The organism is Citrobacter sp. NCU1 (assembly GCF_010231475.1).
Classification (GTDB): Bacteria; Pseudomonadota; Gammaproteobacteria; order Enterobacterales; family Enterobacteriaceae; genus Citrobacter_D.
This window is the reverse complement of sequence record NZ_NRDO01000115.1, coordinates 1-12,324: the sequence shown is the minus strand read 5'-3', so window position 1 is coordinate 12,324 and position 12,324 is coordinate 1. Positions and strand designations below refer to the sequence as shown.

Sequence of the window (12,324 nt, the reverse complement as noted above, 5' to 3'; positions counted from 1 at the left end):
CTGGTGACAGAGCCTTACAGGCGCATATGAAAAACCTCCGGCTATGCCGGAGGATATTTATTTCATAACGTCTCAAATAATATCGTAGAAACGCAACTGCGCGCATGTTTAGTGCCGCTGACGAAAAAAAACGGCAGCGTTTTTTAGCGCGGCGATGTTTGCAACAGCGCTTCCAAAATTATCTCCGTCATCTGTTGCTCAAAATATTCTGCATGCAGATATCTCTTTTCTTTATATTGTTTATCTGTAGCCAGGTAGGGTTGATGCAACGTACATTCCGGTGGTCTACTCGATATAATTGTATTAATGACATCAATGGGCTGCGGGTAATCAAAAAATAGCCGATCATGGGGATAGTTATGTTTAATTTGCCATTCCGACAGTTCGTTAAAGAAACAATCTGATTCTGGTTTTGGCATAGCGCTGGCTTTTTCGCTGCCCCAAACAGCAAAAGCAAGATTATATAGCCCATGCGCATGTGGCCAGAACATTTTATTAAGTTTAGAGACGCCGTACTCCCTCACCTGTGGTACATTTTTACAATATAAATCAAGCTGATTCCCTGCTTCTGTAACATTTCCATCAAGGAGTGCCAGAAGATAACGGATGGTCAAGAGATCGATTGCAGCTTGCTTAGATGCAAGTACCGCTTCCGCTTTTTTCCTGGCATCAGCTTCAAAGTCAGTACGTTTGTACCATAACGCCATGACTAAATTAGTTATCGCTATTGCTACAGGATGACCATTGCCACTCATGCCACACTTTTCAGGCAAAAGAAGTGGAATACGGTTAAACAGACCTGCCGCAAGAATATCCAGAGTTATCCCTATATTAATGCAGTGATCGCATCCTGAATCCACTCCCAGCGTCACATGTTTAATCATGGCTGACTGAAGCAAAGCGGAATGAAGTACCTCCATATTGTTTGATAATATCGCTGTTTTGTATCCCAGAAAATCGGGGGTACGTTTCATTCTCAGCATAAAAAGCCATGACCTCACCTGCTCCTGAAGTGAATCATCTTTATGGCAATTCTCATGAATATCCAGGCATTCAGCTAAATAATCCTCCGAACTCATCCATATACAGGCATTTTTCTCAGCTTCTTTTTCGTACTCTCGTTGATATGTACGTTGATATTTTTCTGAAATATACCCCATGAAATCACCTGTAAAATATTATCGCCACGGCTAATGAGCACTGTTGCAAACAGAAACCAGAATAAACGATTGTGCCGCATTAAGGGTAAAAAAACTGTGATTGCTAACGGCGCGTATCCTCATCAGATCTCGCATTGAAACCTCCCATAAAACACTTATTAAACAAATATATGCAAGCACAGTTAAGAAGTGTCTGATTTAAACGGAAGCTACTATATCTTGTAGTAGTCAGCATCAGGAGCCTGTGACAGCATTAACTATTCTGCAACATGTGGTGGGACCCGCTTAATGCCAGAACGCTCTCAATCCAGCCTGTTTAATGAAGGACTGATCACGCTTCCTGAAGGTTATCAGGACCGTTCAGTCAATATTTTCACTCAGCCTGCCGCTGACGCACCGGCGTTCAATATTTCCCGCGACGCGCTGAACCCTGGTGAAAATCTTTCGACTTACATCGACCGTCAACTGGTGCTGATGGAAAAACATCTTAAAGGCTGGAAGCAAAGCGAACGCCGTGTTGTCGTGCTGGGCGATAACCTGTTGCAAGGCGAAAATGTGCACGCCAGCTACCTGCGCGACGGAAAACGCATCTGGCAGCAGCAGGCCGTTTTTAACATGCAGGATGCGCATATTCTGGTCTTTACCATGACCTCCGCAACAGCGCTGACAGGCCGCGACAGCGATCTGTTTCTTTCCCTGCTCGGGAGTTTTCGCCTCCACGCTTAACGATAAGGATTATTGTTATGTTTGAAGCTGCACGTGCGGGGGATGATATTGGTCACTCCGGCGCGCTGGCCGGGATGATTGCCGGAACCCTCGTTGGCGGCCTAATTGCTGCCGTAGGCGGTATCGCGGCGGGTGCAATGTTTATTGCGGGCCTGGGGGCGTCTTGTCTTGGCGTAGGCGTACTGCTTGTTGGCGCAAGCCTTGCTGTCGGTTATCTCACCGGTGAACTGGCAAGCGCAGCCAGAGACAGCATCGCGGATGCCGGGGCATCCAGTATGACGAAAAAAGGCGTCATCACGACCGGCTCGCCTGATGTTTTTATCAACAGTAAACCCGCTGCACTTACCACCAACAGTATAGTGGCGTGCTCTGACGACGGTTCTCAGCAGATGGCGGAAGGCTCTTCGCGAGTATCAATCAATAGCCTGCCCGCGTCTCGTCTTGGGGATCGCACGACTTGCGACGCCAAAATCATGACCGGTTCGGGCAATGTCCGCGTGGGGGGCAGCCCGAAACAAATGCTGCCCATCCAGTCCGAAGTCCCGGAATGGGTATATAAAGCCTCAGATCTCACCTTGTTGTTTAGCGGATTGCTCGGGGGCTGGGGGGGCGCTGCGGGTAAGGTGGGAGCACTGGCTAAGCTGCTTGACAAAATTCCCGGTATTAACAAACTTAGCCGTATTGCCTGCCGCGCAGGCACGTTGATGACCGGCGTGGCCGCCGCAGGGATCGTTGCCCGTCCGGTGGATATGGTCAGCGGGCAGAAGTTTCTCAGCGGTGATGACGAGCTGGATTTCGTCCTCCCTTCCCGCCTGCCCGTACGCTGGCAGCGATACTGGCGCAGCGGTAACCCCGGCGACAGCGTCCTCGGTCGGGGTTGGAGCCTGTTCTGGGAAACCCGCCTGGAACGTTATCAGGATGGCCTGGTCTGGCGCGCGCCCTCCGGGGATTACGTTTCTTTCCCGAGTGTGCCGAAAGGTCTGCGGACATACTGTGCAGACGAAAAATGCTGGCTGGAGCATCACCCTGATAACAGCTGGTCGGTGTACGACATTAGCGGCGAGCGCTGGCACTATGCCCCACTGGGCGACGCGTCGCCTTCTCTGTTACAGCGACTGTCTGACGCCTGCGGCAATGATATTCTGTTTGAGTGGAACGACAACCACACTCTGCATGCGCTGACCGACAGCGCCGGGCAGCGTGTGGTCTGCCGCTATGATAATGAGCGGCTTGCCAGCGTCTGGCAAGATGAGACAATCTGCCTGGTCAGCTATGCATATGATGAACAGCGCCAGCTCGTTTCGGTAACGGGCCGGGGCGGTAGCGTGCGCAGACGTTTCCACTGGCAGGATGGCCTGATGAGCGCCCACGAGGATGCGAACGGGTTGCTGAGTGAGTACCGCTGGCAGGAAATTAACGAACTGCCGCGCGTGGTCGCGTTCCGGCACAACGGCGGCGAGCAGCTGACGTTCGAATACGATTTTGACAACGGCACCCGCCGTGCCATTCGTGATGACGGCGCGCAAGCGCACTGGCTCATTGACGACGATGATAACGTCGCGCGTTTTACCGATTTTGACGGCCGCCAGACCGCGTTTATTTATCGCGATGGCGAGCTCTGCGATGTTGTCCTGCCAGGCGGCGCCATTCGCCGCAGTTTATGGGACAAGTATGGCCGGATGACGCAGGAGACGGACCCGGCCGGTCGTCGTACCGAATATTACTGGTACCGCCTGACGGACCGGATCACCCGTACGGTTTACCCGGATGGAACATCATCACAAAGCATTTATGACCTCAAGGGTCGCCTGTTGTCGGAAGACGATGTCTCCGGCAACAAAACCACATATCACTACCCTGCTGAAGACGAAATACTGCCAGACAGCATCACGGATGCCACCGGTGGCGTGGTGCAACTGGCGTGGAACCGGCAGGGGCTGCTGACACAACGCACCGACTGCTCCGGCAGCATCACCCATTTCAGCTACGACCACCTCGGGCAACTGGTTGCCAGTGTCGATGCGCAGGGCAATATCACGCGCCGCGAATGGAACGATGCCGGACTGCTCAGCGCAGTGATTCACCCGGACGGCAGCCGCGAATCGCTGCGGTGGAACGCACGCGGTCAACTCGCCGCCTGGTGCGACCCGCTGGAAAGTGAAGTCAACTGGACGTATGACGTGCTCGGCCAGCCGATCAGCCTCACTGACCGTATCAGTCGTACCCGTCGTTGGCACTACGATCCACGCGGCAACCTGCTGCGACTGGAGAATGGCAACGGCGGTGAATACCGGTTTACCTATGATGCCGTAGGTCGCCCGCTGAGTGAAACACGCCCGGATGAAACATCCCGCCAGATGGAATGGGATGCCCGGGGTTTTCTCAGCGCCATGCAGGAAAACGGCAGGCCTGCCGCCGAGGGGGGGATCGTCCGTCGTTTACAGCAGTTCAGTTATGACGACAGCGGCCTGATGACCGGGCGCAGCCACCGCCATGCTGAATATCGTTATTTCCGCAATCTGGGTGGTCAACTCACCCGCATCCTGCGCACCCCCACACCCGATGGTGTCGCGCTGGGTATCGAAAGCGATGAAATTGCCCTGATCCGTGATAGCGCCGGACGTATGCTCAGCGAGTCCGGAGTGAACGGAGAGGTTGGCTACCAGTGGGATGCGCTGAATACTCTGACTTCCCTGACATTGCCCGGTGAGCAGCCGATTTCCTGGCTGCATTATGGTTCCGGCCACGTCAGCGCCATCCGTTTTGGCCAGCAGCTGGTCACCGAATTCACCCGTGACCGCCTGCACCGGGAAACGCACCGGACTCAGGGCGCACGCGGTCAGCTCCGCCGGTACGACAGCCTCGGCAGACGTACCGGGCAGCGCAGTGAAATAAACGCCGAAGTCGCCCTGCCAGAACAGGCGATACTCGGGCGTCTTTATCGCTATACCGCCCGTGGCGAACTTTCTGGCGTCAGCGACAGTTTGCGTGGCGAAGTGAATTACGGCTACGACGCCGAAGGTCGCCTGCTGAAACATTACGAAGCCCAACAGGGGCACAACAGCGCACATTTTCGTTATGACGCTGCGGATAACCTCGCCGCCAGTGATAACGACCCGCCGGTCACCGATAACCGGCTGCAGCACTGGCAAAATCTGTTTATGCAGTATGACGCCTGGGGCAACCTGGTCCGCCGCCGCAGCGGTCTGTATGAACAGCACTATGCCTGGGATGCAGAGAACCGCCTGATATCGGCGCAGGGCACCGGCCCGCAGGGACGTTTTCAGGCGCACTATCAGTATGATGCTCTCGGCAGGCGCACACGAAAACAGGTCGCCACCGCCCACGGCACCACCGAAACCCGCTTCCTCTGGCAGGGATACCGACTGTTGCAGGAGCAGCACGAAGACAGGCAATGCAGCACATACCTTTATGACCCGAACGAATCGTGGAGTCCGCTGGCGCGAATCGACCATCTGCGCGACGATAAACAGGGTGAGATTTACTGGTTCAGCACCGACCTGAATGGCGCACCGCTGGAAGTTACCGACGTACGCGGAAACGTGCGCTGGAGTGGTCATTACGGCAGCTTCGGCGAAGTGCGGCATCAGACGGCAGGCTACACCGGCGCGTTGCAGCACACCGCCCTCACCCATCAGCCCCTGCGCTACGCCGGGCAGTATGCAGACAGCGAAACCGGACTCCACTATAATCTGTTCCGCTACTACGACCCGCAGGTCGGACGGTTTATTGTTCAGGATCCGATAGGGTTAAACGGTGGATGGAACCTTTATCAGTATGCACCGAATCCAATAAGGTGGATTGACCCTTTGGGGTTATATAACGGAGAGGGGCAACGTGAACTTGGAAAATATCATACATTCTATCAGCACACTTTAGATGCTTCAGAATATGGATTATCAGATGCGGAACATTTTAGGCGTGGTAATCAGTCTGCTTATGAACGTATGCAAAATGACCCAGCGTTCAGACGAGAAATGCAGACTAAATACCCAGGTGTTGTGGAGCATATACAGCCAAGCTCGACTGGTAAATTTAGTAAATATTCACCACCAGGTATGACGTGGCATCATGAGAATAGAAATGGGGCTCTTAGTTTAGTTGATTTTAATGATCATAAAACCTATCACAAAATCTATCATCCTGATGGTTCTGGCGGACGTAAGAAGTGGGGTGGTGGTTCTGGGTGTCGTTGAAAATAAGGATTTATATGAAGACTGTTAAAGGTTTTGATGGCTTGCTGGCTATTTATAAAAAACTACCTAAGGTTGGGGGGTTTTATGTGGATAACAACTTCCTCAATAAGAAAGCCATAATTAATAACTCTAATTATTATGTTCCACAGTCAGAAGAGGAAGATGATGATATGGAGGATGTTTATAAAACGTGGTTAGAATTCCCTACATTCACAGCCATAATTGAAAACAAACTTGAACATCATCCTGATGCAACAAAGGATGATTTATTAGATGCTGTAGTTTATTATCTTGAAGAAGATGATTTTCTTGATTAATTATTAATAGTCTATCTGGCCGGAAATATAAAATATCTCCGGCCTTTTATTTTTTAATCCCCGTTCAGCACACTAAACATCCCGTTCCGCATCCCCTTAACCACCTGTTTAACCTGATAAAGTTCCTCCCCCAGTTCCTGTACCTCGTCACTGTCAGCGATGATGGTCAGGCACCCTTCTGATATTTTCACGGAAACACTCACCCGGTATCAAATCCCACCTCAGCCAGTCACCTTTTAAATACAAACCGTCAACGCGTGAATAATACGTGGTCATGCCTGTTGTACTATTTTCGGAGAAGGCCCTGAAAAAACTCATCTGACAATATCGTTGAGTCACTTATTTTATATTTTAGTGTTTAACCCATTGATTAAATAGTAGAATAGCTATCGTGCAGATAGATATTTTATCAGGGTGTGGCGGTAGCTTACGCTACTCTGGCGCAGTCATTCCTGGAATGTAAGAACAACACTACGGGTCTGATTCGCTGTACCGCCTGCTAAAACACTACTAAGCTCAGCAGCGCACATTTTCGTTATGACGCTGCGGATAACCTCGCCGCCAGTGATAACGACCCGCCGGTCACCGATAACCGGCTGCAGCACTGGCAAAATCTGTTTATGCAGTATGACGCCTGGGGCAACCTGATCCGCCGCCGCAGCGGTCTGTATGAACAGCACTATACCTGGGATGCAGAGAACCGCCTGATATCGGCGCAGGGCACCGGTCCGCAGGGACGTTTTCAGGCGCACTATCAGTATGATGCTCTCGGCAGGCGCACGCGAAAACAGGTCGCCACCGCCCACGGCACCACCGAAACCCGCTTCCTCTGGCAGGGATACCGCCTGTTGCAGGAGCAGCACGAAGACGGGCAAGCAAACAGGCCGAATAATGGCGAATATAATATATTCCGTGATTTCTCACTTGATCCTCAATATCAGTATGCAAGTGACTCTGTTCAGTTTAATAGGGCTAATACTGATTTTGTTAATAAAATGAATACCGACCCTGCTTTTAGAAGAGATATGCTGGGACGCTACCCCCAATTAAGAGAATGGGTTAAAAATGGTGATATGGGAAGAAGTCCAACAGGGTTAATATGGCATCATCACGAAGACGTAAATAGACTGGTTTTAGTTGATAGATTCGATCACCGATCAAACCACGCACTGTATCACCCTACCGGGTCAGGAGGGCGAGATATATGGGGTGGAGGTAAGCCAGGGCGGCAGGGAAAACTAAATAGTGCAACAGGTAAAAAATGCTGATATTTATCACTCAGATAGAGGATATATTATATGTTGAAAAGAAATAAAGAATATAGTTTAGCTGAATTTATCACCTACATGAGGGATACAAAATGTCAGGATGATAATTTTTGTCTATATGGTAGTGATAGTGATGATGATTTAATTATTGATAATAAATATTTTATCTCTGATTACCCTATAGTCGAAAATGATAAAGAAATATATCCACTTCCTGTTCAGCAGAAAAAATTTTCTTATATCTATTCAGGAGAGCAGTTTGCAGATGTTATATCATCAATTAGTGATCAGAAATCATCTGCTACAATTGATGAATATGTAAGAGCACTAAATTATTATTTAGAACATGATGACTTTTTAGATCTTTAAAAAACTCGGTAAGAATTAATGATTGTCAATTCTTACCGAATCTTTATTACCCTCTACCGTTTAATATGCTAAACACTCCAACTTTCTGCAGTTTTTTGCTGGTTCAGCACTGACCTGAACGGCGCACCGCTGGAAGTCACCGACGTACGCGGCAACGTGCGCTGGAGTGGTCATTACGGCAGCTTCGGCGAAGTGCGGCATCAGACGGCAGGTTTCACCGGCGCGTTGCAGCACACCGCCCTCGCCCATCAGCCCCTGCGCTACGCCGGGCAGTATGCTGACAGCGAAACCGGACTGCACTATAATCTGTTCCGCTACTACGACCCGCAGGTCGGACGGTTTATTGTTCAGGATCCGATAGGGTTAAACGGTGGGTGGAACCTTTATCAGTATGCACCGAATCCGCTGGGGTGGATTGATCCGCTTGGTCTTAAATGTTGGACGGATAAAAATGTCAATGGGCGTAAAGTATATCAGAGGAACAATTTATTTGATCCTCACAGAGTAGACGCTGACGGTTTGACTAATATTCAAAGAATGAGAGCAGGAAATGCTCCAGTTGGCCAGGATGGATTAGAAATAAACCTCCATCACCTTACACAAGACGAATCCGGACCCATGGTGGAGATTTTAAGTAGCTATCATAGCCAAAATGATCGTGTACTTCATATGTATTCGAATCAGTGGGATAAAAGCTGGAAAGGTCCGAATGGAACACGATACACATACAATAGCGCTCCACCATCAATGAATCGAGGCCCTTTTAATCGATGGAAGAGCAATTACTGGAAAACACGCGCATTGGATTTCACGGAGAGTTGAACCATGAATGATGAATTATTTCTAAAAATTGAAACACTAATCGCAGACAGTGGTGAGACTTACTATAGCAGTGGTCCAGCATCAGAAGATACGATTCTCGCTTATGAAGCGTCGTTAGGTCTTTCCTTTTGTGACTCTTATAAAATGTTCCTCAGAAAATATGGGACTTTGATGTTTAATGGGCTGTCATTTTATGGAATATCGAAACAAGGACTATTTGCTAATTCTGCACCTGATGTTAGATATGTAACTTTAGAGGCAAGAAAACTAGGTGATATCGATGATAAGATGATAAAAATACTATCATCTGGCTATGGCCCTTCATTTTCTCTGGACATGTCCATTATAGGATCTTCGGGAGAAGCGGTTGTTGTAGAAACAGATTTGTCATTTAAAAGAGAAAGAAATAAAAATATTATTTCAAATAGCTTCTCCGAATTTTTATTTCAAGAAATATCTGCATCTTTGGAAGAATAATTTTCGAAATTAAAGCCGGAAGAAACAAAACCCTCCCGGCTTACTTTTATTTATTCTCTGCTGTTTTTGCAAGTATCCAGCATAAGTGATATATTGCCTGCTCTTTCAGATGGCACAAAGATTAAGGTGGATATTAAATAATTAATAATCAATGCGTTTATTTTTATATCAACAGTCAGTTACTGGTTCGTTTGAATATTAATGTGAGTCAAATGGATTCTGAGAAATTTATAGATGCATTAAATATTGTTGTGAAAGATGCCGCAGTGGTGGATGTAGTATCTTTACTGAAGTCACCACCAGGTAAGAAACCATCAAAAGAATTGGTTGATGTATCTAATTTTTATAATTCCCACACCGATGATATCAAATAGTTTATAAATAAGATAATTAAACGTACTGCTGATGATACTTTATTCTGTGTGCTATGTGTTATCGATGGCGTACGTACGATAGAGGATGGCGAAAAATTAGTTCTGACTTGCCATAAAGGTAACAAGCCATCTGTTGTGCTGAATAAAAACAAAGATCCACATGATATATATAACGCAAGTTAGACAGAAAGCGGAGGATATATAACACGACCCTCCAGGATATTTTATTTAAATCATTAAATGCTGACAATGTATTAGATTCAAGAGATGAAGCGGAGTTTGATTATTACTGGATGAGTGAATTTAATTTACTAAAGAGTGAAAATATTCAGGATGTGGATATGTAATTTATTGATTCCTTACGAGAAAAGGATTTTAAATACTCATTAAGAATGATTAATAACCCTGAAGTATCTTCGAGTATAACCTGCCCGCGTCCCGTCTGGGAGATCGCACCACCTGTTACACAAAGATCATGACCGGTTCGGGCAATGTCGGCGTGGGGGGCAGCCCGAAGCCGATGCTGCCCGTCCAGTCCGAAGTTCCGGAATGGGTCTATAAAGCCTCAGATCTCACCCAGCCGATCAGCCTCACTGACCGTATCAGTCGTACCCGTCGCTGGCACTACGATCCGCGCGGCAACCTGCTGCGACTGGAGAATGGCAACGGCGGTGAATACCGGTTTACCTATGACGCCGTGGGTCGCCCGCTCAGTGAAACGCGCCCGGATGATACATCCCGCCAGATGGAATGGGATGCCCGGGGTTTTCTCTGCGCCCTCCAGGAAAACGGCAGACCTGCCGCCGACAGGGGCATCGCCCGTCGTTTACAGCAGTTCAGTTATGACGACAGCGGTCTGATGACCGGGCGCAGCCAACGCCACGCTGAATATCGTTATTTCCGCAATCTGGGTGGTCAACTCACCCGCATCCTGCGCACCCCCACACCCGATGGTGTCGCGCTGGGTATCGAAAGCGATGAAATTGCCCTGATCCGTGATAGCGCCGGACGTATGCTCAGCGAGTCCGGGGTGAATGGCGAGGTTGGCTACCAGTGGGATGCGCTGAATAATCTGACTTCCCTGACATTGCCCGGTGAGCAGCCGATTTCCTGGCTGCATTATGGTTCCGGCCACGTCAGCGCCATCCGTTTTGGCCAGCAGCTGGTCACCGAATTCACCCGTGACCGTCTGCACCGGGAAACGCACCGGACTCAGGGCGCACGCGGTCAGCTCCGCCAGTACGACAGCCTCGGCAGACGTACCGGGCAGCGCAGTGAAATAAACGCCGAAGTCGCCCTGCCAGAACAGGCGATACTCGGGCGTCTTTATCGCTATACTGCCCGAGGCGAACTTTCTGGCGTCAGCGACAGTTTGCGTGGCGAAGTGAATTACGGATACGACGCCGAAGGTCGCCTGTTAAAACATTACGAAGCCCAACAGGGGCACAGCAGCGCACATTTTCGTTATGACGCTGCGGATAACCTCGCCGCTAATGATAACGACCCGCCGGTCACCGATAACCGGCTGCAGCACTGGCAAAATCTGTTTATGCAGTATGACGCCTGGGGCAACCTGGTCCGCCGCCGCAGCGGTCTGTATGAACAGCACTATGTCTGGGATGCAGAGAACCGCCTGATATCGGCGCAGGGCACCGGTCCGCAGGGACGTTTCCATGCGCACTATCAGTATGATGCTCTCGGCAGGCGCACGCGAAAACAGGTCGCCACCGCCCACGGCACCACCGAAACCCGCTTCCTCTGGCAGGGATACCGCCTGTTGCAGGAGCAGCACGACGGCGGGCAATGCAGCACATACCTTTATGACCCGAACGAAGCGTGGAGTCCGCTGGCGCGAATCGACCATCTGCTCGCCGATAAACAGGGTGAGATTTACTGGTTCAGTACTGACCTGAACGGCGCACCGCTGGAAGTTACCGACGTACGCGGAAACGTGCGCTGGAGTGGTCATTACGGCAGCTTCGGCGAAGTACGACATCAGACGGCAGGCTTCACCGGCGCGTTGCAGCACACCGCCCTCGCCCATCAGCCCCTGCGCTACGCCGGGCAGTATGCTGACAGCGAAACCGGACTTCACTATAATCTGTTCCGCTACTACGACCCGCAGGTCGGACGGTTTATTGTTCAGGATCCGATTGGGCTAAACGGTGGCTGGAATCTTTATCAGTATGCGCCGAATCCGCTGGGGTGGATTGATCCTTGGGGGTTATCAAGTTGTAACGCTAAAGCCAGAGCGTATGAAGAAAAAATACAGAATATGTATGGTGGTAAGTTATCTCAATCATCAAGAGAATATAGTGCTATTGTCAATGGAAGTAAAGTTAATGGGATAGCAGATCATGTCGTTAATATAAATGGAAAAAGAACTGCTATAGAAGCAAAATATGTTGATGATTGGGCTAAATCTCTACGTAACCCTGAAAGTTCAATTGGCAGTGCTCATTTTGCCATTAAAGAGCAACAGACGATGCTGTCCCAAGCGCAGAAATATTCTGCATCATTCGATGATGTTATTTGATCTTACCCACGTAATGTGGACACAACCCTAAGCGAGATTCTGGTTTTCAAATTGTTCC

Annotated in this window: 8 protein-coding genes and 4 pseudogenes; 10 read left to right on the top strand and 2 right to left on the bottom strand. The window is 49.5% G+C overall.

Going from position 1 to position 12,324, the window contains the following annotated elements; all coding sequences use genetic code 11:
• Positions 1 to 143 precede the first annotated feature (143 nt).
• Positions 144 to 1,160 (bottom strand): hypothetical protein, encoded by a 1,017-nt coding sequence (locus CJP72_RS24635; protein WP_162383857.1) that lies wholly within the window; start codon positions 1,158 to 1,160, stop codon positions 144 to 146.
• A 288-nt stretch (positions 1,161 to 1,448) separates the two neighbouring features.
• Here CJP72_RS24635 and CJP72_RS24630 point away from each other — a divergent pair, with 288 nt between their 5' ends.
• The 3 genes from CJP72_RS24630 to CJP72_RS24620 are packed head-to-tail and all read left to right on the top strand — an operon-like array spanning position 1,449 to position 6,420.
• The gene (locus CJP72_RS24630; RefSeq protein WP_162383856.1) at positions 1,449 to 1,886 is read left to right on the top strand and encodes a DcrB-related protein; all 438 of its coding nucleotides are present in this window, start codon (positions 1,449 to 1,451) and stop codon (positions 1,884 to 1,886) included.
• A 17-nt stretch (positions 1,887 to 1,903) separates the two neighbouring features.
• A complete protein-coding gene (locus tag CJP72_RS24625; RefSeq protein ID WP_162383855.1) occupies positions 1,904 to 6,103 on the top strand; it encodes an RHS repeat-associated core domain-containing protein in 4,200 nt (1,399 codons plus the stop codon).
• 14 nt (positions 6,104 to 6,117) lie between these two features.
• Positions 6,118 to 6,420 carry a DUF7716 domain-containing protein gene (locus CJP72_RS24620; RefSeq protein WP_162383854.1) on the top strand — a complete coding sequence of 101 codons (303 nt, stop codon included), beginning with the start codon at positions 6,118 to 6,120 and terminating at the stop codon, positions 6,418 to 6,420.
• A gap of 53 nt (positions 6,421 to 6,473) precedes the next feature.
• Here CJP72_RS24620 and CJP72_RS25770 read toward each other — a convergent pair.
• A pseudogene (locus tag CJP72_RS25770) lies at positions 6,474 to 6,738 on the bottom strand (SymE family type I addiction module toxin).
• A 145-nt stretch (positions 6,739 to 6,883) separates the two neighbouring features.
• On the opposite strand from CJP72_RS25770, the pseudogene CJP72_RS24615 reads away from it, so the two are divergent.
• From CJP72_RS24615 to CJP72_RS24590, 7 genes and pseudogenes are all read left to right on the top strand, one after another.
• Positions 6,884 to 7,688 (top strand): annotated as a pseudogene (locus CJP72_RS24615) (HNH endonuclease); the annotation flags it as partial.
• A gap of 30 nt (positions 7,689 to 7,718) precedes the next feature.
• Complete coding sequence (locus CJP72_RS24610; protein WP_162383853.1) at positions 7,719 to 8,057, top strand: DUF7716 domain-containing protein; 339 nt, start codon at positions 7,719 to 7,721, stop codon at positions 8,055 to 8,057.
• A 99-nt stretch (positions 8,058 to 8,156) separates the two neighbouring features.
• Positions 8,157 to 8,489, top strand: a pseudogene (locus CJP72_RS24605) (RHS repeat-associated core domain-containing protein); the annotation flags it as partial.
• Positions 8,490 to 8,576: 87 nt separating this feature from the next.
• Complete coding sequence (locus tag CJP72_RS25765; RefSeq protein ID WP_255498466.1) at positions 8,577 to 8,879, top strand: HNH/ENDO VII family nuclease; 303 nt, start codon at positions 8,577 to 8,579, stop codon at positions 8,877 to 8,879.
• Between the two features lie 3 nt (positions 8,880 to 8,882).
• Positions 8,883 to 9,356, top strand: coding sequence for an SMI1/KNR4 family protein (locus CJP72_RS24600; RefSeq protein WP_162383852.1), 474 nt, complete (start codon positions 8,883 to 8,885; stop codon positions 9,354 to 9,356).
• Between the two features lie 212 nt (positions 9,357 to 9,568).
• Complete coding sequence (locus tag CJP72_RS25760) at positions 9,569 to 9,730, top strand: hypothetical protein (protein ID WP_238340168.1); 162 nt, start codon at positions 9,569 to 9,571, stop codon at positions 9,728 to 9,730.
• 526 nt (positions 9,731 to 10,256) lie between these two features.
• A pseudogene (locus CJP72_RS24590) lies at positions 10,257 to 12,266 on the top strand (RHS repeat-associated core domain-containing protein); the annotation flags it as partial.
• Positions 12,267 to 12,324: the final 58 nt, after the last annotated feature.